Here is a 26,857-nt window from a genome sequence, read left to right on the forward strand (position 1 = left end):
CCCGCGGCGACTTCCCCGACTTCCCCGACCTCCCGACAGACCTCCCCGACGGAGCGACACCGTGACGACCCCCTCCCAGCCCCGACCCGGCACGGACGAGACCCCGACACCCCCGCCCGGCTGCCCGGCCCACCGCCCCGCGGGCGGCGCCCGCCGCCTGTACGGGCCCGAGGCCGAACACGACCTGGGCGGCCTCTACGAGGAACTGCGCGCCGAGTACGGGGCCGTCGCCCCCGTACTGCTGCACCAGGACGTCCCCGCCTGGGTCGTGCTCGGGCACAGCGAGAACCTGCACATGGTGCGCACCCCCTCCCACTTCACCCGGGACTCGCGCTACTGGAGCGCCATCCAGGACGGCACCGCGGGCCCCACCCACCCGCTCGCCCCCGTCTTCACCTGGCAGCCCATGTGCACCTTCGCCGAGGGCGCCGAGCACAAGCGGCTGCGCGGCGCCGTCACCAGCGCCATCGGCGGCATCGACGGGCGCGGCGTACGGCGCTGCATCGCCAGGTCGAGCCAGGAACTCGTCAACGCCGTCTGCCAGATCGGCACCGCGGAGCTGGTCGGGCAGTTCGCCGAGCACCTGCCGATGATGGTGCTCTGCGAGATCCTCGGCATGCCCGAGGAGTACAGCGAGCGCATGGTGGGCGCGGCCCGCGACATGATCAAGGGCACCGAGACCGCCATCGCCAGCAACGAGTACGTGATGCAGGCCCTCACCCGGCTCACGCTGCGCCGCCGCGCCCGGCCCGCCGAGGACTTCGCCAGCGCCCTCATCGCCCACGAGTCCCGGCTCACGGACGACGAGGTGGCCCAGCACCTGCGTCTCGTCCTCATCGCCGCCTACGAGGCCACCGCGAACCTCATCGCCAACGTGCTGCGCATGGTGATGACCGACCCGCGGTTCAGGGCGCGCCTCAACGGCGGCCAGATGACGGTGCCCGAGGCCGTCGAGCAGACGCTGTGGGACGAGCCGCCGTTCAGCGCCATGGTGCCGTATGTCGCCAAGCAGGACACCGAGTTGGGCGGGCAGCGGATCAGGGCGGGCGACGCGCTGCTCCTCGGGATCGCGCCCGGCAACGCCGACCCGGTGGTACGGCCCGTGCCGGGCGCCCATATGCAGGGCAACAGGGCGCACCTCGCGTTCAGCGGCGGTCCCCACGAGTGCCCGGGCCAGGACATCGGGCGTGCCATCACCGAGGGCGGTGTCGACGCCCTGCTGACCCGGCTGCCGGATGTGCAGCTCGCGGTGGACGAGAGCGAGTTGGAGTGGACCTCGTCGGTCCTCTCGCGCCATCTGGTGACGCTCCCCGTGGCCTTCACACCCACCCCGCTCCAGGACGTGGCGCGGGCGCCGGTCGCGGGCAACGCGGTGCTGCGCGACGACGAGGAGTGGCACGTCGGCGACCCGGCGGGGGAGCGGGTCCCGGCCGTGGCGGGCGTCGCGGCGGCGGCCGCCCCGGGAGCGGCGGCCCCCACGGGAGCGATGGCCCCCACGCCCGCGGGCACGGGCGTCGCCGCGCCCTTCGCGGGCGGCGTCCCCGAGCCCGCCGCCCCGGCGCACGCTCCGGGGCCGTTGCGGCGCTTCCTGCGCTGGTGGCACCGTCTCTGACGGGCCGTCACACCTCGGCGCCGCGCTCCCACGCCTCGTACGACGTCCACGCCGCGAGGGAGCGCCGTGAGGTGAAGCGGTGCTCGACGCCGGTGACCGGGTCGGTGAACTCCAGGGCGCGGGCCAGCAGTTGCAGCGGGCGCCGGAAGTCGTCGGAAGGCACGGGGTCCCGCACCTCCGGATAGAGCGGGTCGCCGAGCAGCGGCAGCCCCAGCGCGCTCATATGCACCCGGAGCTGGTGGGTGCGTCCCGTGGCGGGCAGCAGCCGGTAGCGGCCGAGGCCCGCGCGGTGCCCGAGGAGTTCGACCCCGGTGACGGCGTTGGGCTCGCCCGGGACCTCGCGGGCCCTGAGCACCCCGTGGTCCTTGACGATCCTGCTGGCCACCGTGCGCGGCAGCGCCGTCTCTTGGCGGTACGGGGCGACGGCCTCGTACTCCTTGGTGATCCTCCGGTCGCTGAACAGCCGCTGGTACGCGCCGCGTTCCGCGGGGCGCACGGTGAACAGGACGAGCCCCGCGGTGAGCCGGTCGAGCCGGTGCGCGGCGCCGAGCGCCGGGATGCCAAGATCGTGGCGGAGGCGGGCGAGCGCGGTCTGCGCGACATGGCTGCCCCGGGGTGTGGTGGCGAGGAAGTGCGGCTTGTCGGCGACCACGATGTGCTCGTCCCGGTACACCACCCGCGGTGCGAAAGGCACCGGGGTCTCGGGCGCCGCCGGGCGGTGGAACCAGAGGTGCAGCCCGGGGCGGTAGGGCGCGTCGGGCGGCAGCGGGGCGCCGTCCGCGGTCACCACCGCGCCCGCGTCGAGCAGGGCGTCGACCTCGGCGGCCGAGGGCGCGAGCCGTGCCACGAGATGGTCGCGTACCGTCGCCCAGGACCCGTCGCCCGGCAGCCTGATGCGCACCGCGTCGACCCCGTCGCGCTGGGGGAGCGGTGCGGCGGGCGCTCGGCGGCGACGGGCCATCGCTCCAGGGTAAGGGGGGCCGACGGGGGCGGGCCCGCCGGCCGGACGCGGCTAGGCCCTGTCTGGCAATTCCCGCCGGGGTCGCGACGCTCCCCCAGCCTTCGGCCGGGAGGTACCCCCAGGCACCGCACTCCCCCAGCCTTCGGCCGGGAGGTGCCCCCACGCCGCGTTGTCGGGCACGCCCACGTACGTCCAGTACGCGGACGACCTCCCCCTGGGCCCTGAGGGCCCGGGGGCGCCCCCACCGCCTTGCGATGCTCCCCCACAGCCCGAAAGGCGTGGGAGGTACCCCCAGCACCAGACGCCGCGACCTGATCCGACGCGAATTACCAGACAGGACCTAGCGGTTCTCCTGCTCCTGCTCCACCGCCGCGTTCCACTCGCGCTTCGACGCCTGCCAGCCGTCCTCGTTGTGCCCGAGGCGCCAGTAGCCGGAGATGGACAGCGACTCGCGGGGGATCTCGCGCTCAAGGCGCAGATGGCGGCGCAGCTCCTTCACGAAGTGGGCCTCGCCGTGCACGAAGACCTGGGGCGTGCCCGCGGGGAAGTCGAGACCCCGTACGGCGGCCACCAGCGCCTCGCCCACCGGCCGCTCGCCGCGGTGCAGCCAGACGACGTCCGCGGCGCTGGTGATCTTCTGCTCCTCCGCGGGGTCTGCGACCTCGACGAAGGCGTGCGCCCGCGCGCCGTCGGGCAGCGCTTCGAGGGCGGCGGCGATGGCGGGCAGCGCGCTCTCGTCGCCCGCCAGCAGATGCCAGTCGGCGGCCGGTTCCGGCGCGTAGGCGCCGCCGGGGCCGAGCATGCACAGGGTGTCGCCGGGGACGGCGCGCAGCGCCCAGGGGCCCGCGACGCCCTCGGAGTCGCCGTGGATCACGAAGTCGAGGGTCAGCTCCCGGGTCGCCGGGTCGAAGGCGCGCACGGTGTACGTACGGGTCACGGGCCACTGCTCGCGCGGCAGCGACTCCCTGAGGGCGGCCACGTCGACCGGCTCCGAGTAGCTCTTCCCCTCGGGCGTGAACAGAAGTTTCACATAGTGGTCGGTGCAGGTCCCCGCCTCGAAGGCGGCGAGCCCCGGGCCGCCGAGGATCACCCGCCGCATGTGCGGGGTGAGCTGTTCGGTGTGGACGACCTGTCCCAGGTGGGCCTTCGGTGCCCTGCGTGCCGGACGCTCTGCCATGGTGCCTCCCGGCCGATCGACGATGCGGACCTACTTAGGTATGCCTAACTTAACATTCCCCGGGGGGTGAGGTTCGCCATCGTGACGGTCAGCCGAGCTCGGCGAGGGTGGCGAGCAGCCGGCGCAGTGAGCCGCCGAGGCCCCAGCGCCCGGCGAGCGCGTCGAGGGCGGCCGGGTCCCGGGGCGTGGCGGGCAGCCGCTCGTCCAGGTCGGGCAGCGGGATGTCGCTCGCGACCCGTACCACCTTCGGCGCCACCGCGAGGTACGGGCGGGCCTCCGCGAGCCTGCGGCGCTGGGACGGGGTCAGCCGGGCGGCGGGGTCGTCGATCGCGGCCAGGATGCCGGGCAGGTCTCCGAAGTCGGCCAGCAGCTTGGCCGCGGTCTTCTCGCCGATGCCCGGCACCCCGGGCAGCCCGTCGCTCGGGTCGCCGCGCAGCAGTGCCAGGTCCGCGTAGCCGTCGCCCCCGACGCCGTACCGCTCGCGCAGCAGCGCCTCGTCGGTGATCTGGAGGGTGCCGACGCCCTTGAGCGGGTACAGCACGCGCACCTCGCGGGCGTCGTCGACCAGTTGGTAGAGGTCGCGGTCGCCGGTGACGATGTCGACGGGGCCGGTGGCGCGGGCGGTGAGGGAGCCGATCACGTCGTCGGCCTCGAATCCGGCCACCCCGGCGCGGGCGATGCCGAGGGCGTCGAGCACGTCCTCGATGACCGGCACCTGGGGGGCCAGCGTGTCGGGGACCTCCTCCTCGTCGGGCCCCACCACGGCCGCCACCGCCACCCGGTGCGCCTTGTACGACGGGATGAGCCGCACCCGCCACTCCGGGCGCCAGTCCGCGTCCATGCACGCCACCAGGTCGGTCGGCCGGTGGTCGCGCACCAGCCGGTCGATGAAGTCGAGCAGGCCGCGCACGGCGTTGACCGGCGTGCCGTCCGGGGCCCTGACCGACTCCGGGACGCCGAAGTAGGCCCGGAAGTACAGCGAGGCGGTGTCGAGGAGCATGAGCCGGCGCGTTTCGTGATCCACGCCCCGCATCATGCCGCACCGCCCCGCCGCGGGTGCGCGTGTCGCGGGGCACGGCCCGGTTGGCGCGCTTCGCAGCGTCCCGGGTGACGCGATGGCCACTCTCCGTGTCCATGTGAGTGCGCAAATTCGCGGCGTGTGGAAAGTGTGGGTTTTTCCGTCGATGAAATGGACAGGTGACCCCCTGGTCACATGGTCGTCATCGGGAAAAACCGGACGTCCATCTATCAGAAGTGAACGGAATGTGAACCGGCGCACTCCCCCGTTTGCTTTGCGTGAACGGGGGCAGGCGCGCACTCGGAGTGAACCCGCCTGTGCGTCGTTTGGCGTGAAAGAGCCGCTGGGGCGGGTGGCAGACAGTGACGCTCCACGGCCCGCCAACGGGGAAGGCGGGCCGTAAGTTCGAGGCCGAGAGGTATATGTGTCCAGTCTTCAGGCCGAACATCTGTACAAGGTGTTCGGCAGACGACCCGAAGCCGCTGTGGACCAGCTCAGGAGGGGAGCCGACCGGGAGAGTCTGCGTGAGGGCGGCACCACCGCCGCGGTGATCGACGCGTCGTTCACCGTGGAGCCGGGTGAGATCTTCGTGGTCATGGGCCTCTCAGGCTCGGGCAAGTCCACGCTGCTGCGGATGCTCAACGGTCTGCTGGAACCCACGGCGGGCCAGGTGCTCTTCGACGGGCAGGACATCACCAAGCTCGAACCGCGCGAGCTGCGCAGGGTCCGCTCGCGCAACATCAGCATGGTCTTCCAGCACTTCGCCCTCTTCCCGCACCGCAGCGTGCTGGAGAACGCCGCGTACGGACTTGAGGTGCAGGGCGTGCCGAAGGCCGAGCGCAGGGACCGCGCCGCGGAGGCGCTGGACCTCGCCGGGCTCGGCGGCTGGGAGAAGGCGTGGCCCGACGAGCTGTCCGGCGGTATGCAGCAGCGCGTCGGCCTCGCCAGGGCGCTCGCCACGGACGCCGACCTGCTGCTGATGGACGAGTCGTTCAGCGCCCTCGACCCGCTGATCCGCAGGGACATGCAGGACCAGCTCATCGAGTTGCAGCGCAGGCTCCACAAGACGATCGTCTTCATCACCCATGACCTCAACGAGGCCATGCGCCTCGGGGACCGCATCGCCGTCATGCGTGACGGCCGCATCGTCCAGAACGGCACCGCGGAGGACATCCTCGTCACCCCGGCCAACGACTACGTGGCCGCGTTCACCAAGGACGTGGACCGCTCCCGGGTGCTGACCGCCGGTGCGATCATGGCCGACCCCGAGACCGCCTACGGCACCTCGACCGCCGACGGCAAGCAGCTTCGCACCGCGAAGGACGTGCTCGCGGCGGCGCCCGCCACGGTCCCGGAGAAGACCCCGATCATCGAGCTGTTCACCCCCTGCTCCACCAGCACCACCGCCGTCGCCGTGACGGGAGAGAACGGCGAGCTGATCGGTGTCGTCCCGCGCGGCAGGCTGCTCGCGGTGCTGGGCGAGCCCATGACACCCCAGGAACCACCGGCCGACGGCGAGATATCGCTCGGCAAGGGAGAGCCCGTGCGCAAGGACCGTGGCGACGGCGCCGAGGGCAAGGTGATCGCCGGTGCCTAGATTCAAGTTCGGCGACTGGGTCGAGGACGCCGTCGACTGGCTCCAGTCCCACCTCGACTGGCTCTTCGACTTCATCAAGACCGTCCTCGACGGCATGTACCACGGCGTCGACACCGTCCTCAGCGGCGGCGAGCCGCTGCTGATGGCGGGCATCCTCGCGGTGATCGCGCTCTGGCTGCGCGGCGTGCTGCCGGGTGTGCTCACCTTCGTGGGCTTCGCGCTGGTGGACTCGTTCGCCCTCTGGGACGACGCGATGTCCACCCTGTCGCTCGTCCTGGTGGCCGCGGTGATCACGGTCGTGATCGCGGTGCCGCTCGGCATCTGGGCGGCCCGCAACGACCGGGTGAGCGCCACCGTGCGCCCCGTGCTCGACGTGATGCAGACCATGCCCGCGTTCGTGTACCTGATCCCCGGCGTCATGTTCTTCGGCGTCGGCACCACCCCCGGCATCATCGCCACCATCGTCTTCGCGATGCCGCCCGGCGTCCGTATGACGGAACTCGGCATCCGGCAGGTGGACGAGGAGCTGGTCGAGGCCGCCGAGGCGTTCGGCACCCCGCCGGGCGACACCCTCACCCGGGTGCAGCTCCCGCTGGCCCTGCCCACGATCATGGCGGGCATCAACCAGGTCATCATGCTGGCCCTCTCCATGGTCGTCATCGGCGGCATGGCGGGCGCGGGCGGCCTCGGCGAGAAGGTCTACGCGGCGATCACCCAGCTCCAGGTCGGCCTCGCCGCCGAGAGCGGTGTCGCGGTCGTCATCCTCGCCATGTACCTGGACCGCATCACCGGCGCGCTCAACCAGCGGGTCTCCCCGCTGGGCCGGCGGGCCGCCGCGAAGGCCGCGGCCGCGGTGCGCAAGATGCGCTTCGCCCACTACAAGCCCGGCACCGCCGTCGCGGTCGTCGGCGTCGTGGTCCTCGCCCTGGTCGCGGGCGGCCTCAACATCGCCGACAGCGGCGACGACGGCGGCTCCCAGGCGTCGTCGAGCGCCGACGTCGGCAAGGGCAAGAAGGTCAACCTCGGCTACATCCCGTGGGACGAGGGCATCGCCACCACCTTCCTCTGGAAGGAACTGCTGGAGGAGCGCGGCTACGAGACCGGCATCAAGCAGCTCGACGCCGGCCCGCTGTACTCGGCCGTGGCCCGCGGGGACGTCGACTTCCAGACCGACTCCTGGCTGCCCACCACGCACAAGGCGTACTGGGACAAGTACAAGTCCCAGATGGACGACATCGGGTCGTGGTACGGCCCGACGTCCCTCGAACTGACCGTGCCCTCCTATGTGAAGGGCGTCGACTCGCTCGCCGACCTCAAGGGCCAGGGCAAGAAGTTCGACGGCAAGATCATCGGCATCGAGGCGAGCGCCGGCGAGATGGGCACGCTCAAGAACAAGGTGCTCAAGGAGTACGGCCTGGACGGCGAGTACAAGGTCGTCTCGTCCAGCACCTCGTCGATGCTCGCCGAGCTGGACCGCTCCATCAAGGCCAAGAAGCCCGTGGTCGTCGTGCTCTGGTCGCCGCACTGGGCGTACAACAAGTACGAGCTGAAGAAGCTCCAGGACCCGAAGGGCGCCTGGGGCAAGGGCGAGCAGATCCACACCGTCGCCCACAAGGGCTTCGCCAAGAAGGACCCGACGGTCGCGAACTGGCTGAAGAACTTCAAGCTCGACGAGAAGCAGCTCACCAGCCTGGAGAACGAGATCCAGACCGCGGGCGAGAGCCATGAGCAGGACGGCGTCAAGGCGTGGCTGAAGAAGAACCCCTCGGTCGCCGACAAGCTCGCCCCGGTCCCGGGCGCGGGCGGCTCCACCGCCAAGGGCAAGGAGGCGGGGAAGTCCGTCAACCTCGGCTTCTTCCCGTGGGACGAGGCCATCGCCACCACCTACCTCTGGGACAACATCCTGGAGGACCGCGGCTACAAGCCCACCACCAAGCAGCTCGACCCCGGGCCGCTGTACTCCGGTGAGGCGAGAGGCGACATCGACGTCCAGACGGACGGCTGGCTGCCGAACACGCACAAGGCGTACTGGGAGAAGTACAAGTCCAAACTGGAGGACCTGGGCTCCTGGTACGGGCCGACGTCCCTCGAACTGTCCGTGCCGTCCTATGTGAAGGGCGTCGACTCGCTCGCCGACCTCAAGGGGCAGGGCAAGAAGTTCGGCGGCAAGATCATCGGCATCGAGGCGAGCGCCGGTGAGATGGGCATCCTGAACAGCAAGGTGCTCAAGGAGTACGGCCTGGACGGCGAGTACAAGGTCGTCTCGTCCAGCACCTCGTCGATGCTGGCCCAGCTCGACCGCTCCATCAAGAAGAAGGAGCCGGTCGTGGTGGTCCTGTGGACACCGCACTGGGCGTACGGCAAGTACGAGCTGAAGAAGCTCAAGGACCCGAAGAGCGCCTGGGGTCCAGGCGAGCGCATCCACGTGGTCGCGCACAAGGGCTTCAGCAAGGAGTTCCCCGAGTTCTCCGGCTGGATGAAGAACTTCAAGCTCAGCGAGGACCAGCTCGCCTCCCTGGAGGTCGCCGTCCAGGACGGCGGCGAGGGCAAGGAGAAGCAGTCGGTCCGCAAGTGGCTCGACTCGAATCCCGGCCTTGAGGACAAGCTCGCCCCCGTGGGCGGCTGACGGCAGCGAGTGACACGAGGGGCGGTCCCGCACACGCGGGGCCGCCCCTCGCCGCTGCCCGCGCCGCCCCGCCCCCGCTTCCGTTTCCGGCCCACCGCCGCGCCAATTCGCCGTATCCTTCCCATAAGGGCCGCGCGTGCCGGCCCGATGAGCGTGGCGACCCCGTCGCGCCCCCGCCGTGCTTCCGTGAGCACCCTCGTTCCGCCCCCACCGGCCGAAGCCGCGTGCGACCGTTTACCGAACGTGCGTAGGGTGCAGGACAAAATCACGGACCCGGCGGACCCGCCAGGCCCCGGACAGGCGCCACCGAGGGTGTGAACGGCGCCCGAGTGCACACTCGTACGATTCAGGGCACGACGGCGCGAAGGAGGGAGCCGGAGCGATGGACGACAAGGAGACACCCCGGGTGGGCATGGCCATCCGGCGGCGGCGCAAGGCCCTGGAACTGACGCTCGCCGTCGTCGCGCGGCGCAGCGGCCTGTCCGTACCCTTCCTCAGCCAGGTCGAGAACGAGCGCGCCCGCCCCAGCACCCGCTCCCTGGAGAAGGTCGCCGACGCCCTCTGCACCACCGCGGTCGAACTGCTCGCCGCCGCCGACCCGGCCCGCAGCGTCGAGGTCACCCGCGCCCGCCAGGCCCCGGGACAGCCCCAGGGCGCCGTGGTGCGCCAGCTCGTGCCCGGGCACCACCAGCTCCACGCCATGGAGTTCACCGGGGAGCACGACGACGGCCGCGAGTTCCAGCACCGCAACGACGAACTGCTCTACGTCGCCGAGGGCGCCGCCGAGGTCGAGGCCGAGGGCAGCGCCTACCGGCTCGGCCGCGGCGACACCCTCTACATGACCGGCGGCGTCAGGCACCGCTGGCGCGCCACGGAACCCGACACCCGGATCGTGGTGGTCGCCCTCGCCGGCCATATCGAGGCCACGGAGAACCGCCCGTGACCCGCCCGCGCCGCCGATGAGCGCACCGCCCCGGGTGGTCTCGCTCGTCCCCTCGCTGACGGAGGCCGTCGCCGCCACCCTGCCGGGCGCCTTGGTCGGCGCCACCGACTGGTGCACCCACCCCGAGGGGCTCGCCGTCGAGCGGATCGGCGGCACCAAGAACCCGGCCACCGCGCGGATCGCCGCCCTCGCCCCCGACCTCGTCCTCGCCAACGAGGAGGAGAACCGCCCCGCCGACCTCGACGACCTGCGCACGGCCGGGCTCACCGTCCTCGTCACCGAGGTCAGGACGGTCCCCGACGCGCTGCGCGAACTCGACCGCGCCCTCACCGCCTGCGGCGCCCGCGCCCGCCCCCGCTGGCTCGACGCCGCGGACGCCGCCTGGCAGTCGCCGCCCCCCGCGGCCGCCCGGCGGCTGCGCGCGGTCGTGCCGGTGTGGCGGCGGCCCTGGATGGTCCTCGGCCGCGACACCTTCGCCGGGGACGTCCTCGCCAGGCTCGGCGTCGACAACGTCCACGCGGATCACGAGGAGCGCTACCCCCGCATCCCGCTGGAGCGGCTGCGCGCCCTCGACACCGACCTCGCCGTCCTGCCCGACGAGCCCTACCGCTTCACCGCGGACGACGGGCCCGAGAGCTTCCCGACCCCCTCGGCGCTCGTCAGCGGCCGCCATCTCACCTGGTACGGGCCCTCGATGGCGCAGGCACCGCGCGTGCTCACGGCGGCGCTGCGGGCGGCCGCCCCCTGACGGCCCGGCACCACGGCCGCCCTCACCCCGACGAGGGAAACCGCCCTGAATCCGCCGCACCCCGCCCCGCCAGGGCACCGGCACGCACCGCGGGCCGCGCGGCACCGGCACCGAGTGGCGGGCGGCCGGGGCAGCGCCGAGCATGCTGCTATGCCAGCGTCCCCCCTCGAAGCCCCGCCCGCGTCCGGCACCCGCGCCGTCCGTACGCTCCGTACTGCCCGAACCTCCTGGGACCACGTCCCCGCGCGGGTCAGGGACGCCGTGGCGGACGTACTCGGCGCGCCGGTGGCCACCGCCGCCACCCAGCGCGGCGGCTTCCCGCCCGGCGTCGCCGCGCGGGTCGGCACCGCCGAAGGACGCCGCGCCTTCGTCAAGGCGGCACCCGCCGCGGGCAACCCGCTCAGCCCCTGGCTCCACCGCGACGAGGCGCGGCGGGCCGCGGCGCTGCCCGCAGCCGCGGCGGCGCCCAGGCTCCTCGGCTCCTACGACGACGGCGACTGGGCCGCCCTCGTCTTCGAGGACATCGAGGGCCACCCGCCGCACGTGCCCTGGCGCGCCGACGAGCTGACCCGGGTGCTGGGCGCCGTACACGACCTGGCCACCGCGCTCACCCCCGCGCCCGGCGACGCCCCCGCCGCCGCCGAACTGCTGGCGGAGTCCTTCCGCGGCTGGCAGGCGCTCGCCGCCGCCGACGACACCCACGGCCTCGACGCCTGGGCCGCCGCCCGGCTGCCCGCCCTCGCCGAACTCAGCGCCCCCTGGGCCCGGTACGCCGCGGGCGACACCCTGGCCCACGGGGACCTGCGCGCCGACAACATCCTGCTCACCCCCGACGGCGGCGTCGTCTTCGTCGACTGGCCGCACGCCGCGCGCGCCGCCGCCTGGTTCGACCTGCTGCTGATGCTGCCGTGCGTACGGGCCCAGGGCGGGCCGCCCCCCGAGGACGTGTTCACGGCGCACCCCCTCGCCAGGGACGCGGACCCCGACGGCGTCACCGCCGTGCTCGCCGCCCTCGCCGGGTTCTTCCTCCACCACTCCCGGCTGCCCGCGCCGCCCGGCCTGCCCACCGTCCGCGCCTTCCAGCACGCCCAGGGCGTCGCCGCGCTCGGCTGGCTGCGCACCCGGCTCGCGGCGCGCCCGGTGGCCGCTCTGGAGTGATACCCCGTACGGGCGTTCCCCCGAATGTCCTACAGTTCCACGAATGAGCATGACGCCCGCTCCGGGCTGGTACCCGGAGCCCAACGCCCCGGGTACGGAACGCTGGTGGAACGGCACGGCATGGACGGAGCACCGCAGGCCCGCCCCACCGCCCGGGCCCTACGCACCGCAGCCGCCCGCCGTGTCACAGGCTCCCGCCGCGCCCCGGCAGCCCGTCGCACCGCAGCCGCCCCCGGCGCCCGCCGGGTTCGGACCCGCGCCGTCGATGCCGCCGCCGCGCCGCGGCCGCGCCAGGACGTACGCGCTGGCCGCCACCGCCGTCGTGGTGGTGGGCGCCGTCGTCGCCACCGTGCTCCTGCTCACGGGCGACGACGACAAGCCCGAGGCGGGCCCCTCCAAGCCCGCCACGGCACGGGAGGCGGGCCCGCACACCACGCCCACCGGCAGCACCGCCTCCCCCTCGCCCAGCTCAGGCGCCGACGACGACTCCTCCGTCGTCACGGACGACCTCAACGGCATCACGCTGCCCGTGCTCGACGGCTGGAAGAAGCCCGACTACACCAGCGAGTCCGACGTCCTGCTGATCTCGGGGGACAGCTATAGCTGCCCCGTCGACATGGACGTCTGCTATCCGGGCCGGGTCGCCTCGAACACCGTCACCGGCAGCGACGAGACCTCCCCGAAGGTCCTCGCCACCGACGACATCTCCAAGGCGGCGGGGGACATCTACGACAAGGACCCCACCCTCGACTCCCGGCCCTACGGCGGCATGACAGGGCACAAGAAGCTCAAGGAGGGCGCCGTCACGGTCGCGGGCGAGCCCGGGTACATGGTCCGCTGGAGCGTCACCACCGCCAAGGGCCCCGGGCACGTCGTGGAGTCCCTGGCGTTCGCCCCGGCCAAGGGCTCGGGGACCCCGGTGATCGTCCGCTTCGCCTTCGACACATCAGGCACCGACGCGCCGCCGGCCGGCGACATGGACAAGTTCACGGCGGGGATACGCGCGGCCGACTGAGCCCCCGGCGACGGGCCTGGCCGCCCCGGGGGCAGGCCCTACAGGAACGTCCGGCCCTCGCCCCGGTACGTGGGCACGCTCTCCACCACCGCGTCGCCACGCACCAGGTGCAGCCGGTCGAACCGCTCGCACAGCTCCCCGGCCTTCGCATGGCGGAACCACACCCTGTCGCCGACCCGCAGCGCGTCCGCCACCCTGCCGAGCAGCGGGGTCTGCACCTCGCCAGGGCCCTCCTGGCCGTCGTAGCGCAGCCCGCGCGGCAGCCACGGCACCGGCAGCCGGTCCCGGCCCGCGGGGCCCGAGGCGGGGATGCCGCCGCCGAGCACCGTCACCACGCCCGGGCCCGGCCTGCGCACCACCGGCTGCGCGAACAGCGCCGCGGGGCGGCCCCGGAACGAGCTGTACAGGTCGAAGAGGCGCGGGCTGTACAGCCCGGAGCCCGCCGCGACCTCCGTGACCGCGTCCTCCGCCACCGTGGACTCCACGCTGCCGGTGCCGCCGCCGTTGACGAACTCCAGATCGGGCACCAGCTCCCGCACCGCGCGCACCGCCGCGCCCCGCCTGGCGGCCAGCTCCCGGCGCGCCGCCGACTGCATCGCCCGCACCGCGCCCTGCCGCAGCGGCCTGCCGGGCAGCCGGTCGCCCACCCCCGCCACATGGGCCTCGTACGCCATCACCCCGACCACCCGGAACCCGGGCCGCCGCAGCACCGCGCGCGCCAGGTCCGCGAGCGCGGCGGGGGAGCGGTGCGGCGAGCGGCGCGCGCCCACCCGCACCCTGCCGCCCAGCAGACTGAGGGAGGTGTCCAGTTCCAGACAGACCCGCACGGTCTCCCCGCCGTCGCCGCGCGCCGCGTCGATCAGGTCGAGCTGCGCCGGATCGTCCACGACGACCGAGACCGCCGCCGCGGCCTTGGGATCGGACGTCAGCCGGGCGAAGCCCGCCCGGTCCACCGACGGGTAGGCCAGCAGGACGTCGTCGAACCCGGACTCGGCGAGCCACAGGGATTCGGCCAGCGTGAACGCCATGATCCCGGCGAAGCCGTCCCTGGCGAGCACCCGCTCCAACAGGGCGCGGCAGCGCACCGACTTGCTGGCGACCCTGATCGGTTTGCCGCCCGCGCGGCGTACGAGGTCGGCCGCGTTGGCGTCGAACGCGTCGAGGTCGACGAGGGCGAGGGGCGCGTCGAGACCGGCCGTGGCCCGGTCATAGCGGGCGCGGTCGGAGGCAGCGGAGTTCATGAGGCCGCATCATGCCCCCACCGCGCCACAAGCGGAATGGCGTCCGCCGACAACCCCGCCCGCGACACCCGTGACACGGCGCCGCACGGCCGCCCCGCGGGACCCCCCGCCGCGCCCCAGGGACGTTCCGGGCAGATCACTCTGGCCTGCCAACCGGTTCTCCCACCACCGGTGGAAGACCGTAGAGTGACGATCGCGTCCACGCTCCCTGCCGGGAGCGCTCGTTCGCACCGGGCGGCGGAAACGACACGGGGGGTGCAGTGGACACCGAGGCGCGGTTCACCCCGGTACCACCACGCCCGCAGGACCCGCCCCAGGGCCACGGCGACCCCGACCCCGCATCGCCGCCCCCACCCGCCCGGGCCCCGCTGCTCCCGCCCACCCGCGCGCCTTTGCTCCCGCCCGCCGCCACCGCGCGCTTCCCCGACACGCCCCCGGGCGCCACCGGCACCGTACCGGCGCGGCAGGACCCCACCGGCGCAGGGCCCCTGCCGCCCGCGCTGCCGCCGCGCCCGACCGCCCCGCCCGCGGACGGCCCCGAGGCCCCCCGCAGCGAGCGGCGGGAAGGCGCCGACCGCGCCACGGCACCCGCCGCCGCGCCCGCCGCCGTCGCACCCCCCGCCCCTGCCGACCCGCCGAAACCCGCGGCGCCGCCCGGCTCCACCCCCGCACCGCCCGCCGTGCCCCCCACCGTCGGCGGGCCGCCGCGCCCGCCCGTCTCCGGTACTCGCGTCGAGACCGGCACCGCCGCCCCCGCACGCCCCGCGGGCGCCCCGACACCGCCCGCCGCCGCGCCGCGCACCGGCACGGGACGGCGCGCCGTGGGCGCCGTCGACCTCACCCCCGGACCCACCGGCCGCCCCTTCGTCCCGGCGGGCAGGCCGGAGCAGTACGACGACAGCACCACCCGGCTGCGGCCCGTGCGCTCCCGCGGCACCCCCCGTATCGTCGCCGCCGCGGTCTGCGCGGTACTCGGCCTCGGGCTCGTCGGCGGCGCAGCCGCTGGCACCTGGCTCACCGGCGACTCCGACGACCCGAGCCCCGCGCGCTCCTTCGCCGCCGCGGGGGGCCTCTGGCACACCGCCCCCGTCGACCGGCTCTTCCCGCCCGTCCTGCACGGCGACGGCGCGGGACCCGGCGGCGCCGACCGCACCTGGACCAGGATCGCCGTGGCCCCCGACGGCCGCTGCTCCGGCGCCTTCGACCCCCTGCTCGCCAAGGTCCTCGCCCCCGTCGGCTGCACCCGGCTGCTGCGCGCCACCTACACCGACGCCACCCGCAGCCACCTCATCACCGTCGGCATGCTCTTCACCGAGGCCGACCCCGCCGCCATGAGCGCGCTGCGCGGCCGGTTCGTCACGGAGGGCCTGGCCGAGCGCACCGACCTGATGCCCCGCGCCTACGCGGCCCCCGGCACCCTCGCCGCCTCCTTCGACGACGCCCAGCGCGCCTCCTGGACCGTCTCCGTCCTCACGGACGCGCCCGTCGTCGTCTACGCCGTCTCCGGATTCGCCGACGGCCGTACGATCAGCGAACCCCAGCCCGCGGACAAGGCCATGAGACCGGACGCCACCACCGCCCCCGCCCAGGCCGGCCTCGGCCACGACGCCAAGGGCATCGCGGACCGCGTCGAGCGCGGCCTGCGCAAGGACGCCAGCTCCCCGGGCGGGGACGGCGCGTGAACCGGCACGCCCCCCGCGCCCTCGCCGCGGCCGCCCTCGCCGCCGCCCTCACCCTGCTGCCCTCGGCCGCCGCGCACGCCGACGCCATCCGCACCCAGGAGTGGGGCCTCGACGCCCTGCACACCGACGACGCCTGGCGCACCACCAAGGGCGGCGGCGTCACCGTCGCCGTCCTCGACACCGGCGTCGACGACCGGCACCCCGACCTCAGCGGCAACGTACTGGCGGGCAAGGACCTGATCGGCTTCGGCGCCGCACGCGGCGCCCGCGCCTGGGCCAGGCACGGCACCGCGATGGCCGGCCTCATCGCGGGCCACGGCCACGGCCCCGGCAGGACCGCGGGCGTCGTCGGGGTCGCGCCCGAGGCGAAGATCCTCCCGGTGCGGGTGATCCTGGAGGACAGCGACCCGGACCGGCAGCGCGCCAGGGACAGCCGCGGCGGCTCGCTCGCCGACGGCATCCGCTGGGCCGCCGACCACGGCGCGGACGTCATCAACCTCTCCCTCGGCGACGACTCCGCCTCCGCGCGCCCCGAGCCCACCCAGGACGCCGCCGTGCAGTACGCGCTCGACAAGGGCGTCGTGGTGGTGGCCTCGGCGGGCAACGGCGGCGAGCGCGGCGACCACATCTCCTACCCCGCCGGCTACCCGGGCGTCATCGCCGCCACCGCCGTCGACCGCTACGGCTCGCGCGCCGAGTTCTCCACCCGCCGCTGGTACGCGTCCGTCAGCGCCCCCGGCGACGACGTCGTGATGATCGACCCCGACCGGCGCTACTACAAGGGCTGGGGCACCAGCGCCGCCTCCGCCTTCGTCTCCGGCTCCGTCGCGCTGATCCGCGCCGCCTACCCGCACCTCACCCCGGCCCAGATCAAGAAGCTGGTCGAGGACACCGCGAGCGACCCGCCCGACAGCGGCAGGGACGACTCGCGCGGCTACGGCCTGGTGGACCCCGCCGCCGCCCTGAAGGCCGCCGCGAAGCTCAAGCCCCAGGGCCTGGACGCCGCCTCCTACCCGGACACCTACTTCGGCTCAGGACCCGCGCACTCCGGTACGGGCCACGGCTGGGCCGCGCCCGCCGCGGGCGGCGTCGGCGTGCTGCTGCTCGGCGCCGCCTACCTGCTGTGGCGCGGACGGCGGCTGCCCTTCCCCGTCCGCCGCCGCTGACCCCCTGACGCCGCCCGGCGCCGCCGCTCCGGAGCCGCCCGCCGCCGACCCGGGCCCCGGGCGCCGCCCCCGCCCCCGGATAGGGTCGCCCCGTGCAGATCCCCGTGCAGACGAAGAACATCCCCGACCCCGGCTTCGGCACCGACGACGGCGCCGCGGACCCCGCGCTCGAAGCCGCACTCGCGAACTGGGCCGCGGGCGCCTGCGACGAGGGCCCCGTGCTCGCAGCCCTGCCCGGCGCCCGGCTGCTGGTGCCCGTGGTCGCCGTCCTGGGGGAACTCGCCGAACCCGGCGGCACCACGGGGGACGGCGGCGGTGCGACCGGCCCCGACGGCGGGCCGCTGCCGCGCGAGAAGACCAGCGACATGGCGGTGCCCACGCTCCGCGCGGGCGACCGGGTCGCGCTGCCCGCGTTCACCTCCACCGCCGCGCTCGCCCGCTGGGACCCCGACGCGCGCCCCGTCGCCGTCCCGCTGCATCAGGCGCTGCGCGCCGCCGTCCACGAGGGCGCCGACACGGTCGTCCTCGACCTCGCGGGACCCGTGCCCTACCAGCTCGACCGGGCAGCGCTCACCGCGCTCGCCGAGGGCCGCACCAGCACCCGGCCGCTCGCCGACCCCGCGGTCACCGCCGCGCTGCGCGCCGCCGTCGCCACCGAGGCCGCGGTCCGCGCCGCCCACCTCGCGCACGGCACGGGCGACGGCACCCTGGCGCTCGTCCTCGACGACGGCGCAAAGCCGGCGGCCGTGCTGCACCGCGTCGCCGAACTCCTCGCCGCCGACCCCGTCCTGCGGGAGCGCCTGGTACGCGGCCTCGACCTGGCGGTGCTGCCGCCCGACGCGGCCCCCGGGGGCGGCGCGCTCTACGAACGGGCGTGAGGCGCGGCCCCGGACGGCAGCGGGGTCAGTACACCGGGCCCGTGTACTTCTCGCCGGGGCCCTGCCCCGGGTCGTCCGCCAGCATGGACGCCTCACGGAAGGCGAGCTGGAGCGACTTGAGCCCGTCGCGCAGCGGGGCCGCGTGGAACGCGCCGATCTCCGGCGCCCCGGCGTCCAGCAGGCCCGCGAGCGCGTGGATCAGCTTGCGGGCCTCGTCCAGGTCGCGGTGGTCCGCGCCGCCCTCGGCGAGGCCGAGCGCGACCGCGGACGCGCTCATCAGATGGACCGCCACCGTGGTGATCACCTCGACCGCGGGCACGTCCGCGATGTCCCGGGTCAGATCGTCGAAATCGGGCGCCTGCTCCCCGGCCCGCGGGGCCTCGGCGGCGGCTGTGTCGCTCGGTGCGGATGTGACGTCGCTCATGGCGCAAGCCTACGGGCGCCCGCGCTCCACGGCGGGAGCGCCCTCAGCGCCGGAACCGCTTGTTGGGCGCCGGTGCCTGCTTCAGCTCGGCGCCCGCCGACTCCGCGCACCCGGCGTGCGCGGCGAAGCACGGATTGCCCAGCGGGTCGGTGGTCTTGGCGCGCCTGTCGGGCTCGGCGCCGGTGTGCTCCCGTACGAACTCGGCGCTGACCCCGGCGATCCTGTCGCCGTCGGCGACCGGGTCGAGACAGAGCGCGCAGACCTCGTCCACCACGGAGAGACAGCCCAGGTGCACGGCGTAGCGGCGGTTGCCCTTGGGGTCGACGAGCAGCGCGCGCTCGTCGAGTTCGCCGTCGAGCCGCGCCCGCGCGCCCTCCTCCAGCACCGCCCCGAGCTTCTCGCCCACCTGGATGGGCTCGTGGCACACCACGCAGACCTCGGCCCCCGGCACCACGGAGCCCTGCCGCCCGCCCGCGCCGCCGCGCCGCCGCCTGAAACCGAACGCCATCCCGGCCCCACTTCCCTCCACGCTCCGAGCCCGCGCCGTCCGTCGCAGGCCCGGGGCCGCGACCGTACCCCCCACGCTTCGGGACGGGTCCCGCACGCGCCGCCACCCGGTTCGCCGCTCCCCGTGGAAGCTGCTAACCTTGAGTGATGACCGGCCGGGCATACGTGTCCGGCCCTCAAGTGGAGGCTCCGATCTCCCACCTGACCGCCCCCCGGGGCGGTGGGTCACCGGTCAGGCGGAGGCATCCCCCGGATGCCCCCCGCCCGAAGTGCCCCGCGAGCAGCGGCGGTGTTCCCGGTAGTGACAGGAGCCCCGCTTGTGACCGTTCGGGGCATTTTTTCTGCTCCGCCTCGGTTAGGTCCTATGACAACAGACGTGACACGGCTGCCCGCCAGGCGGTCGTGTGGTGCAACCGAGGAGGATCTCCATCAGCGCCGAGCCCCGCATCAACGACCGGATTCGCGTTCCCGAGGTGCGACTTGTCGGTCCCAGCGGCGAGCAGGTAGGAATCGTTCCGCTTGCCAAGGCCCTGGAGCTTGCGCAGGAGTACGACCTCGACCTGGTCGAGGTGGCGGCGAACGCACGTCCGCCCGTCTGCAAGCTCATGGACTACGGAAAGTTCAAGTACGAGTCGGCCATGAAGGCCCGTGAGGCGCGCAAGAACCAGGCGCACACGGTCATCAAGGAGATGAAGCTCCGGCCGAAGATCGACCCGCACGACTACGACACCAAGAAGGGTCACGTCGTCCGGTTCCTCAAGCAGGGTGACAAGGTCAAGATCACGATCATGTTCCGTGGCCGTGAGCAGTCCAGGCCGGAGCTGGGATACCGACTGCTCCAGCGCCTTGCCGAGGATGTCCAGGAGCTCGGCTTCGTGGAGTCGAACCCGAAGCAGGACGGCCGGAACATGATCATGGTTCTCGGTCCGCACAAGAAGAAGACCGAGGCGATGGCCGAAGCCCGGGAGGCGCAGGCCGCCCGCAAGGCCGAGCGCCAGGGCCGCACGGCCGTCGCCACGGAGGAGCAGCCCGAGGAGCAGCCCGCCGAGTAGCGCGGGCGGGCCGGGCCAGCCCCGGGAGCAAGCCCACCCACGCGGCATCCGAGCGCCCGGCCCCAGGCCGGGCGCGGGAGCGCCGCCCATGCCAGCGACAGGGAGAGAACGGCGCCATGCCGAAGAACAAGACGCACAGCGGTGCCAGCAAGCGCTTCAAGGTCACCGGCTCCGGCAAGGTGCTCCGTGAGCGCGCGGGCAAGCGACACCTGCTTGAGCACAAGTCGTCCCGCCTGACGCGTCGCCTCACCGGTAACGCCGAGATGGCCCCGGCCGACGCCAAGAAGATCAAGAAGCTTCTCGGCAAGTGACGTGCGGGCCCCCGCCACAGGGGGCTGCACGGCGCCAGGACCGGGACCCCATCGACACCGGGCCGAGCGGGCGGCAGCACGCGCCCCCGGCCCCGCTTCAAGGAGTACACAGTGGCACGCGTCAAGCGGGCGGTAAACGCCCACAAGAAGCGCCGGGCGATCCTCGAGCAGGCCAGCGGCTACCGCGGCCAGCGTTCGCGCCTCTACCGCAAGGCGAAGGAACAGGTCACCCATTCCCTCGTCTACAACTACAACGACCGCAAGAAGCGCAAGGGCGACTTCCGCCAGCTCTGGATTCAGCGGATCAACGCCGCCGCCAGGGCCAACGGCATCACCTACAACCGCTTCATCCAGGGTCTGAAGGCCGCCAACATCGAGGTGGACCGCAAGATCCTCGCGGAACTCGCGGTCAACGACCCGGGCGCGTTCACCGCCCTGGTCGAGGCGGCGCAGAAGGCGCTCCCCAGCGACGTCAACGCCCCGAAGGCCGCCTGACCCGGCGACCGGCGAACCGGCGAACGGACCCGCAGACCTTACGCGGCCTGCGGGTCCCCGTGCGTCATGCCCCGCCCGCGCCCCGCACCGACCGCCCCGCACCCGGCCCCCGCGGCGCGGGCCCCGCACCGAAGGTGAACCCCATGGCCCGAGGCCCCGAGCCGATCTCCCCGCGCTCGCCGCGCGTCACCGCGGCCCGCCGCCTCGCCAGGCGCCAGACCCGCGCCAAGGAGCGCCGCTTCCTCGCCGAGGGCCCCCAGGCAGTCCGCGAGGCCACCGCGGACGGCCCCCGGGGACCCGCCGTCGAGGAGCTGTTCACCACCGCGGACGCCGCCGACCGGCACCCCGACGTCATCGCCGCGGCCCGCGCCGCGGGCGCCCGGGTCCACCTCGCCGACGACACCGTCGTCACCGGCCTCTCGACCACCGTCACCCCCCAGGGCATCGTCGCCGTCTGCCGCTTCCTCGACACCCCCCTCGACACCGTCCTCGCCGCCGCCCCCCGCCTCGTCGCCGTCCTCGCCCAGGTACGCGACCCCGGCAACGCCGGCACCGTGCTGCGCTGCGCCGACGCCGCGGGCGCCGACGCGGTCGTCCTCACCGACGCCTCCGTCGACGCGTACAACCCCAAGTGCGTGCGCGCCTCCGCCGGCTCCCTCTTCCACCTGCCCGTCGTCGTAGGGGTCCCCGCCGCCGAGGCGGTGGACGGACTGCGCGCACACGGCGCCCGCGTCCTCGCCGCCGACGGCGCCGGGGCCGACGACCTCGACACCGAACTCGACCACGACCGCCTCGCGGGCCCCACCGCATGGCTCTTCGGCAACGAGGCGTGGGGCCTGCCCGAGGAGACGAGGGCCCTCGCGGACGCCGTCGTACGCGTCCCCATCCACGGTCGCGCGGAGAGCCTGAACCTGGCGACCGCCGCCGCCGTGTGCCTCTATGCCTCCGCGCGCGCCCAGCGGACCGCGGGACGGGGGAGGAGCGAAGGCGGCCACAGCGAGTAGTCTGTCGGCTCCTGAAGGTCCAAGAGGCGGGATGCGGGGATGACTGTCGGCACGAGCAGGCCGCCCGAGACGGCCGGACCGCCGGGGCAGCGCGGCGCCGCACCCGGGGCGGCGGCCCCCGACGGGCTCGGCATCGACCCCGACGACCTGCCCGACGGCCTCGTCGTCGCCGACGAGACGGGCAGCGTCATCTGCTTCAACGCCGCCGCCGCCAGGATCACCGCCACCCCCGCGGCCGACGCCCTCGGCGCCCCCCTGGAACAGGCGCTCCCGCTCGAAGACCTCGACGGCCACCGCTGGTGGCAGTGCACCGACCCCTACGGCGGCCTCGCCATCAAGGCGGGCCAGCCCGAGCGCAACCTCCTCCTGCCCGGCGGCCGCGAGGTCCTGGTCACCGCCCGCTATGTGCGCACCGCGCCCAGGGGCCCCGTCAAGCGCGTCGTCGTCAGCCTCCGCGACACCGAGGCGAGGCGGCGCACGGAACGCAGCCACGCCGAGCTGATCGCCACCGTCGCCCACGAACTGCGCTCCCCGCTCACCTCGGTCAAGGGCTTCACCGCCACCCTGCTCGCCAAGTGGGAGCGCTTCACCGACGAGCAGAAGCGGCTGATGCTGGAGACCGTCGACGCCGACGCCAACCGCGTCACCCGCCTTATCGCGGAGCTGCTCGACATCTCCCGTATCGACTCGGGACGCCTTGAGGTGCACCGCCAGCCCGTCGACATAGGGGCCGCCGTCGGCCGGCACGTCCAGGCCCACATCGCCTCGGGCCGGGCCCCCGACCGGTTCCTCGTACGGCTGCGCGGACCGCTGCCGATGCTCTGGGCCGACCCCGACAAGATCGACCAGGTCCTCAGCAACCTCCTGGAAAACGCGGTGCGGCACGGCGAGGGAACTGTCACCATCGACGTGGAACCCGCGACGAGCGAACACGAGCACGCGCCCGGCACCACGGTCACCGTGAGCGACGAGGGCGCCGGTATCCCGGAGGAGTCCATGAACCGCGTCTTCACCCGCTTCTGGCGGGGCAGCAAGCGCGGCGGCACGGGGCTCGGCCTCTACATCGTCAAGGGCATCGTCGAGGCGCACGGCGGCACCATCACCGTCGGCCGGGCCCCAGGCGGCGGCGCCCGGTTCCGATTTACGCTGCCCGAGGGCGCCCCGGCCGCACTGGCCTGAGCCCCCCTCGGGCGCCTCGCACACCCGCACGGCGGCCCCCGTCACCCCCTCTGGCTTCCGGGGCCCTTCCACCACCCCGTTAGACTCGGCCCTCGGCACCTTGCGTCCAGGGCCAGAGTCCTCCCCCAGCGGGGGTGCCCGCACCGCCGGGACGGCGCAGGCACGAGCCGCGACGCCGGGCGGGGACCATCCGCCAGCAATCGGAAGTACGGGAAGAGATGTCGGCACCCAACAAGTCGTACGACCCGGTCGAGGTCGAGGCACTGAAACCGGAAGAGATCGAGCGCATGCGGGACGAGGCGCTCGCCGCCTTCGTGGCCGCCGGTGACCTCGCACAGCTCCAGGAGGCCAAGACCGCCCACACCGGCGGCGCCTCCCCGCTGGCCCTCGCCAACCGCGAGATCGGCGCCCTGCCCCCGCACGCCAAGGCCGACGCCGGCAAGCGCGTGGGCCAGGCGAGGGCCGCCGTCGGCCGGGCGCTCGCCGCCCGCCAGGAGGAACTGGAGGCCGAGCGCGACGCCCGGGTGCTCGTCGAGGAGGCCGTGGATGTCACCCTCCCCTACGACCGCACACCGCCCGGCGCCCGGCACCCGGTCACCACCTTCATGGAGCGCGTCGCCGACGTCTTCGTCGCCATGGGCTACGAGATCGCCGAGGGCCCCGAGGCCGAGGCCGAGTGGTTCAACTTCGACGCGCTCAACTTCAAGCCCGACCACCCCGCGCGGCAGATGCAGGACACCTTCTTCGTCGAGGGCCCCGAGGACGCCGACGGCGTCGCCCGGGACTCCGGCGTGGTGCTGCGCACCCACACCTCCCCGGTGCAGGCGCGCGCCCTGCTCGCCAGGGAGCTGCCCGTCTACATCGTCTGCCCGGGCCGGGTCTACCGCACCGACGAGCTGGACGCCACGCACAGCCCCGTCTTCCACCAGATCGAACTGCTCGCCGTCGACGAGGGCCTGACCATGGCCGACCTCAAGGGCACCCTCGACCACATGGTGCAGTCGCTGTTCGGCGCCGGGATGACGACGCGGCTGCGGCCCAACTACTTCCCCTTCACCGAGCCGTCCGCCGAGATGGACATGCTCTGCTACGTGTGCCGGGGCGAGTCCGTCGGCAACCCCGACAGGCCCTGCCGCACCTGTTCGAGCGAGGGCTGGATCGAGCTGGGCGGCTGCGGCATGGTCAACCCCCGGGTGCTGACCGCCTGCGGCGTCGACCCCGAGCGCTACAGCGGCTTCGCCTTCGGGTTCGGCATCGACCGGATGCTCATGTTCCGGCACACCATCGAAGACTTGCGAGACATGGCCGAGGGCGACGTGCGGTTCGCCCGGCCTTTCGGGATGGAGATCTGATGCGGGTCCCGCTTTCCTGGCTGCGGGAGTATGTCGACCTCCCCGCCACCGAGACCGGCCGCGACGTGCAGGCCCGGCTCATCTCGGCCGGCCTTGAGGTCGAGACGGTCGAACAGCTCGGCGCGGGCCTCAAGGGCCCCCTGGTCGTCGGGCAGGTCCGCACCATCGAGGAGCTTGAGGGCTTCAAGAAGCCGATCCGCTACTGCACCGTCGCCGTCGGCGGTGCCAACGGCACCGGTGAGCCGCAGGAGATCGTCTGCGGCGCCCGCAACTTCGCCGTCGGCGACAAGGTCGTCGTGGTGCTGCCCGGCGCGGAGCTGCCCGGCGGCTTCGCCATCGCCGAGCGCAAGACGTACGGCCGGATGTCCCGCGGCATGATCTGCTCCAGCGAGGAGCTGGGCATGGGCGACGACGGCAGCAAGGGCATCGTCGTGCTGCCGCCCGAGTGCGAGGTCGGCACCGACGCCGTCGAACTGCTCGAACTCGTCGACGAGGTCCTGGACATCGCCGTCACCCCCGACCGCGGCTACTGCCTCTCGCTGCGCGGCATCGCCCGCGAGACCGCCACCGCCTACGGGCTCCCGCTGCTCGACCCGGCGCTGATCGACGTCCCCGCGCCGAACGCGTTCGGGCACCCCGTCAAGGTCGAGGAGCCGGTCGGCTGCGACCGGTTCACCGCCCGCGTCGTCACCGGGCTCGACCCCGAGGCACGCTCCCCGATCTGGCTGCGCCGCCGCCTCCAGAAGGCCGGCATGCGCCCCATCTCGCTCGCCGTCGACATCACCAACTACGTGATGCTGGAGATCGGCCAGCCGCTGCACGCGTACGACAGGACCCGGCTCCAGGGCGCCATCGGGGTGCGCCGCGCCCGGCAGGGCGAGAAGCTGACCACCCTCGACGGCACCCAGCGCGTCCTCGACCCCGAGGACCTGGTGATCATCGACGACCGGGGCCCCATCGGGCTCGCGGGCGTCATGGGCGGCGCCGACACCGAGATCGCCGACGCGCTGCCCGACGCCGAAACCGGCGCCGTCTCCGGCACCACCGACGTCGTCGTCGAGGCCGCCCACTTCGACCCCGTCTCCATCGCCCGCACCGCCCGCCGCCACCGGCTCGGCTCCGAGGCCGCACGCCGCTTCGAGCGCGGCGTCGACCCGCTCGCCGCGTCCGCCGCCGCCCAGCGCACCGTCGACCTGCTGGTGCTGCTCGCGGGCGGCACCGCGGAGGCCGGGGTCACCGAGGCCGTGGCGCCCTCGGCGCCGCACACCCTCACCATCCCCGCCGACCACCCGGACCGGGTCGCGGGCGTGGCCTACGGCAGGGAGACCGTCGTACGCCGCCTCCAGCAGATCGGCTGCGACGTCTACGGGCAGGACACGCTCACCGTCACCGTCCCCTCCTGGCGCCCCGACCTGCTCGACCCCAACGACCTCGCCGAGGAGGTCATCAGGCTTGAGGGCTACGAGAACCTGCCCGCCACCCTGCCCAAGCCCCCCGCGGGGCGCGGCCTCACCGAGCGCCAGCGGCTGCACCGCAGGGTCGGCAGGGCACTCGCGGGCACCGGCTATGTCGAGGCGCTTTCCAGCCCGTTCATCGGCGAGCAGGTCTTCGACAAGCTCCAGCTCGACGCCGACGACCCGAACCGGCGCGTCGTCACCCTCGTCAACCCGCTCTCCGACGAGGAGCCCGCGCTGCGCACCCTGCTGCTGCCCGGACTCCTCGCGGCGCTGCGCCGCAACATCGGCCGCGGCACCCACGACCTCGCGCTCTTCGAGACGGGTCTGGTGTTCCAGCCGCGCGCCGATGCCAGGGTGGCGCCGCGCCTCAGGGTCGACAGGCGCCCCGACGACGAGGAGATCGTGTCCCTCACCGGCGCGCTGCCCGTCCAGCCCCGGCACGCCGCCGTCGTCCTCGCGGGCGCCCGCGAGCAGGCCGGGTGGTGGGGCGAGGGCCGCCCCGCCGACTGGGCCGACGCGGTCGAGGCCGCCCGCACCGTCGCCCGCGAGGCCGGCGCGGAACTCCGCGTCGGCCAGGGCCGCTACGGCCCCTGGCACCCCGGCCGCTGCGCCCGGCTCGCGGTGGTCGTGGACGGGGAGCCGCGGACCGTCGGGCACGCGGGCGAACTCCACCCGGGTGTGCTGAAGTCGCTCGGGCTGCCCGCCCGCACCTGCGCCATGGAGCTGGACCTCGACCTCCTCCAGCAGGCGAGCGAGGGGCTGCCGCGCGGGCCCAGGATCTCCACCTTCCCCGTGGCCACCCAGGACGTCGCCCTCATCGTCGACGCCTCGGTCCCCGCCGCGGACGTGGAGGCGTCCCTGCGCGCGGGCGCGGGCGAACTCCTGGAGTCCATCCGGCTGTTCGACGTGTTCACCGGGGAGCAGATCGGCGCGGACCGCAAGTCCCTCGCCTACGCCCTCCGCTTCCGCGCCCCCGACAGGACCCTCACCGCCGAGGAGTCCACCGCCGCGCGGGACGCCGCCGTCGCGTCCGCCGCGGAGCGCGTCGGGGCCACCCTGCGGGGCGCGTAGCACCGCGCCCGGGGGAGCACACGTGCGGAAGGGGGCGCCGGGTGGCGCCCCCTTCCGCATGGACGGGCCCGCCGTGTGCCACGCGTGCCGCCATCCCTCCCCTTAAGCACTCTTTTGGGTGACAAGCTCCCGCGATATGGCTCTCTCCGGTCATTCGGTCGGCAGAATCAACGCGGCCCGTCA

22 protein-coding genes and 1 pseudogene are annotated in these 26,857 nt (G+C 74.0%); 17 read left to right on the forward strand and 6 right to left on the reverse strand.

Going from position 1 to position 26,857, the window contains the following annotated elements; genetic code table 11:
• The first annotated feature begins 61 nt into the window (after positions 1-61).
• Positions 62-1,612: a cytochrome P450 gene (locus ACIBIW_RS28220; protein WP_399339886.1), complete on the forward strand. Its 1,551-nt coding sequence runs from the start codon at positions 62-64 to the stop codon at positions 1,610-1,612.
• A gap of 7 nt (positions 1,613-1,619) precedes the next feature.
• Here the strand turns inward: ACIBIW_RS28220 and ACIBIW_RS28225 are convergent, their stop codons facing one another.
• The 3 genes from ACIBIW_RS28225 to ACIBIW_RS28235 all read right to left on the reverse strand — a co-directional run bounded on the left by ACIBIW_RS28225 (position 1,620) and on the right by ACIBIW_RS28235 (position 4,783).
• Positions 1,620-2,573 carry a pseudouridine synthase gene (locus tag ACIBIW_RS28225; RefSeq protein ID WP_399339888.1) on the reverse strand — a complete coding sequence of 318 codons (954 nt, stop codon included), beginning with the start codon at positions 2,571-2,573 and terminating at the stop codon, positions 1,620-1,622.
• A 340-nt stretch (positions 2,574-2,913) separates the two neighbouring features.
• The gene (locus ACIBIW_RS28230) at positions 2,914-3,750 is read right to left on the reverse strand and encodes a siderophore-interacting protein (protein WP_399339890.1); all 837 of its coding nucleotides are present in this window, start codon (positions 3,748-3,750) and stop codon (positions 2,914-2,916) included.
• Positions 3,751-3,838: 88 nt separating this feature from the next.
• Positions 3,839-4,783 carry a 5'-3' exonuclease H3TH domain-containing protein gene (locus ACIBIW_RS28235; RefSeq protein ID WP_399339892.1) on the reverse strand — a complete coding sequence of 315 codons (945 nt, stop codon included), beginning with the start codon at positions 4,781-4,783 and terminating at the stop codon, positions 3,839-3,841.
• A gap of 409 nt (positions 4,784-5,192) precedes the next feature.
• Between ACIBIW_RS28235 and ACIBIW_RS28240 the strand changes: the two genes are divergently transcribed.
• The 6 genes from ACIBIW_RS28240 to ACIBIW_RS28265 all read left to right on the forward strand — a co-directional run bounded on the left by ACIBIW_RS28240 (position 5,193) and on the right by ACIBIW_RS28265 (position 12,855).
• On the forward strand, positions 5,193-6,365 hold the full coding sequence (locus ACIBIW_RS28240) for a glycine betaine/L-proline ABC transporter ATP-binding protein (RefSeq protein ID WP_399339893.1): 1,173 nt from the start codon (positions 5,193-5,195) through the stop codon (positions 6,363-6,365).
• Entirely contained in the window at positions 6,358-8,991 is a 2,634-nt protein-coding gene (locus ACIBIW_RS28245; protein ID WP_399339895.1) for an ABC transporter permease/substrate binding protein, read from the forward strand. Before ACIBIW_RS28240 ends, ACIBIW_RS28245 begins: the two co-directional genes overlap by 8 nt.
• A gap of 382 nt (positions 8,992-9,373) precedes the next feature.
• Entirely contained in the window at positions 9,374-9,934 is a 561-nt protein-coding gene (locus ACIBIW_RS28250; RefSeq protein ID WP_399339897.1) for a cupin domain-containing protein, read from the forward strand.
• Between the two features lie 16 nt (positions 9,935-9,950).
• On the forward strand, positions 9,951-10,682 hold the full coding sequence (locus ACIBIW_RS28255; RefSeq protein ID WP_399339898.1) for a helical backbone metal receptor: 732 nt from the start codon (positions 9,951-9,953) through the stop codon (positions 10,680-10,682).
• Positions 10,683-10,832: 150 nt separating this feature from the next.
• The gene (locus ACIBIW_RS28260; protein WP_399339900.1) at positions 10,833-11,840 is read left to right on the forward strand and encodes a phosphotransferase family protein; all 1,008 of its coding nucleotides are present in this window, start codon (positions 10,833-10,835) and stop codon (positions 11,838-11,840) included.
• A 43-nt stretch (positions 11,841-11,883) separates the two neighbouring features.
• A complete protein-coding gene (locus ACIBIW_RS28265) occupies positions 11,884-12,855 on the forward strand; it encodes a DUF2510 domain-containing protein (protein ID WP_399339901.1) in 972 nt (323 codons plus the stop codon).
• Positions 12,856-12,893: 38 nt separating this feature from the next.
• Here ACIBIW_RS28265 and ACIBIW_RS28270 read toward each other — a convergent pair whose 3' ends face one another.
• Entirely contained in the window at positions 12,894-14,096 is a 1,203-nt protein-coding gene (locus tag ACIBIW_RS28270; protein WP_399339902.1) for an amino acid deaminase/aldolase, read from the reverse strand.
• 392 nt (positions 14,097-14,488) lie between these two features.
• Between ACIBIW_RS28270 and ACIBIW_RS28275 the strand changes: the two genes are divergently transcribed.
• The 3 genes from ACIBIW_RS28275 to ACIBIW_RS28285 all read left to right on the forward strand — a co-directional run bounded on the left by ACIBIW_RS28275 (position 14,489) and on the right by ACIBIW_RS28285 (position 17,822).
• The gene (locus ACIBIW_RS28275; RefSeq protein ID WP_399339904.1) at positions 14,489-15,778 is read left to right on the forward strand and encodes a hypothetical protein; all 1,290 of its coding nucleotides are present in this window, start codon (positions 14,489-14,491) and stop codon (positions 15,776-15,778) included.
• The gene (gene mycP / locus ACIBIW_RS28280; protein WP_399339906.1) at positions 15,775-16,944 is read left to right on the forward strand and encodes a type VII secretion-associated serine protease mycosin; all 1,170 of its coding nucleotides are present in this window, start codon (positions 15,775-15,777) and stop codon (positions 16,942-16,944) included. Before ACIBIW_RS28275 ends, mycP begins: the two co-directional genes overlap by 4 nt.
• A 104-nt stretch (positions 16,945-17,048) precedes the next feature.
• Positions 17,049-17,822 carry an SseB family protein gene (locus ACIBIW_RS28285; RefSeq protein WP_399339953.1) on the forward strand — a complete coding sequence of 258 codons (774 nt, stop codon included), beginning with the start codon at positions 17,049-17,051 and terminating at the stop codon, positions 17,820-17,822.
• Between the two features lie 25 nt (positions 17,823-17,847).
• Here the strand turns inward: ACIBIW_RS28285 and ACIBIW_RS28290 are convergent, their stop codons facing one another.
• Positions 17,848-18,246 carry a DUF1844 domain-containing protein gene (locus ACIBIW_RS28290; RefSeq protein ID WP_399339908.1) on the reverse strand — a complete coding sequence of 133 codons (399 nt, stop codon included), beginning with the start codon at positions 18,244-18,246 and terminating at the stop codon, positions 17,848-17,850.
• 43 nt (positions 18,247-18,289) lie between these two features.
• Positions 18,290-18,754, reverse strand: coding sequence for a hypothetical protein (locus ACIBIW_RS28295; RefSeq protein WP_399339910.1), 465 nt, complete (start codon positions 18,752-18,754; stop codon positions 18,290-18,292).
• A gap of 401 nt (positions 18,755-19,155) precedes the next feature.
• On the opposite strand from ACIBIW_RS28295, the pseudogene infC reads away from it, so the two are divergent.
• From infC to pheT, 7 genes and pseudogenes are all read left to right on the forward strand, one after another.
• A pseudogene (gene infC / locus ACIBIW_RS28300) lies at positions 19,156-19,805 on the forward strand (translation initiation factor IF-3).
• Positions 19,806-19,921: 116 nt separating this feature from the next.
• A complete protein-coding gene (gene rpmI / locus ACIBIW_RS28305; protein ID WP_125499424.1) occupies positions 19,922-20,116 on the forward strand; it encodes a 50S ribosomal protein L35 in 195 nt (64 codons plus the stop codon).
• A 111-nt stretch (positions 20,117-20,227) separates the two neighbouring features.
• Positions 20,228-20,611, forward strand: coding sequence for a 50S ribosomal protein L20 (gene rplT, locus ACIBIW_RS28310; protein WP_399339912.1), 384 nt, complete (start codon positions 20,228-20,230; stop codon positions 20,609-20,611).
• 143 nt (positions 20,612-20,754) lie between these two features.
• A complete protein-coding gene (locus ACIBIW_RS28315) occupies positions 20,755-21,615 on the forward strand; it encodes a TrmH family RNA methyltransferase (protein WP_399339914.1) in 861 nt (286 codons plus the stop codon).
• Between the two features lie 39 nt (positions 21,616-21,654).
• Positions 21,655-22,794, forward strand: a complete 1,140-nt coding sequence (locus ACIBIW_RS28320) for an ATP-binding protein (RefSeq protein WP_399339917.1) — start codon at positions 21,655-21,657, stop codon at positions 22,792-22,794.
• 218 nt (positions 22,795-23,012) lie between these two features.
• A complete protein-coding gene (pheS, locus tag ACIBIW_RS28325) occupies positions 23,013-24,146 on the forward strand; it encodes a phenylalanine--tRNA ligase subunit alpha (protein ID WP_399339918.1) in 1,134 nt (377 codons plus the stop codon).
• Positions 24,146-26,674, forward strand: coding sequence for a phenylalanine--tRNA ligase subunit beta (gene pheT, locus ACIBIW_RS28330; protein ID WP_399339920.1), 2,529 nt, complete (start codon positions 24,146-24,148; stop codon positions 26,672-26,674). The genes pheS and pheT overlap by 1 nt, the downstream gene beginning before the upstream one ends.
• Positions 26,675-26,857: the final 183 nt, after the last annotated feature.

Source organism: Streptomyces sp. NPDC050560, from assembly GCF_044457285.1.
GTDB lineage: Bacteria > Actinomycetota > Actinomycetes > Streptomycetales > Streptomycetaceae > Streptomyces.

Coding starts and splice junctions, on each gene's coding strand:
- ACIBIW_RS28230 (WP_399339890.1), bottom strand. CDS start 3,750: ATGGCAGAGCGTCCGGCACGCAGGGCACCGAAGGCCCACCTGGGACAG.
- ACIBIW_RS28255 (WP_399339898.1), top strand. CDS start 9,951: ATGAGCGCACCGCCCCGGGTGGTCTCGCTCGTCCCCTCGCTGACGGAG.
- ACIBIW_RS28265 (WP_399339901.1), top strand. CDS start 11,884: ATGAGCATGACGCCCGCTCCGGGCTGGTACCCGGAGCCCAACGCCCCG.
- ACIBIW_RS28315 (WP_399339914.1), top strand. CDS start 20,755: ATGGCCCGAGGCCCCGAGCCGATCTCCCCGCGCTCGCCGCGCGTCACC.
- ACIBIW_RS28270 (WP_399339902.1), bottom strand. CDS start 14,096: ATGAACTCCGCTGCCTCCGACCGCGCCCGCTATGACCGGGCCACGGCC.
- ACIBIW_RS28260 (WP_399339900.1), top strand. CDS start 10,833: ATGCCAGCGTCCCCCCTCGAAGCCCCGCCCGCGTCCGGCACCCGCGCC.
- rpmI (WP_125499424.1), top strand. CDS start 19,922: ATGCCGAAGAACAAGACGCACAGCGGTGCCAGCAAGCGCTTCAAGGTC.
- ACIBIW_RS28290 (WP_399339908.1), bottom strand. CDS start 18,246: ATGAGCGACGTCACATCCGCACCGAGCGACACAGCCGCCGCCGAGGCC.
- ACIBIW_RS28235 (WP_399339892.1), bottom strand. CDS start 4,783: ATGCGGGGCGTGGATCACGAAACGCGCCGGCTCATGCTCCTCGACACC.
- pheT (WP_399339920.1), top strand. CDS start 24,146: ATGCGGGTCCCGCTTTCCTGGCTGCGGGAGTATGTCGACCTCCCCGCC.
- ACIBIW_RS28295 (WP_399339910.1), bottom strand. CDS start 18,754: ATGGCGTTCGGTTTCAGGCGGCGGCGCGGCGGCGCGGGCGGGCGGCAG.
- pheS (WP_399339918.1), top strand. CDS start 23,013: ATGTCGGCACCCAACAAGTCGTACGACCCGGTCGAGGTCGAGGCACTG.
- ACIBIW_RS28250 (WP_399339897.1), top strand. CDS start 9,374: ATGGACGACAAGGAGACACCCCGGGTGGGCATGGCCATCCGGCGGCGG.
- ACIBIW_RS28225 (WP_399339888.1), bottom strand. CDS start 2,573: ATGGCCCGTCGCCGCCGAGCGCCCGCCGCACCGCTCCCCCAGCGCGAC.
- ACIBIW_RS28320 (WP_399339917.1), top strand. CDS start 21,655: ATGACTGTCGGCACGAGCAGGCCGCCCGAGACGGCCGGACCGCCGGGG.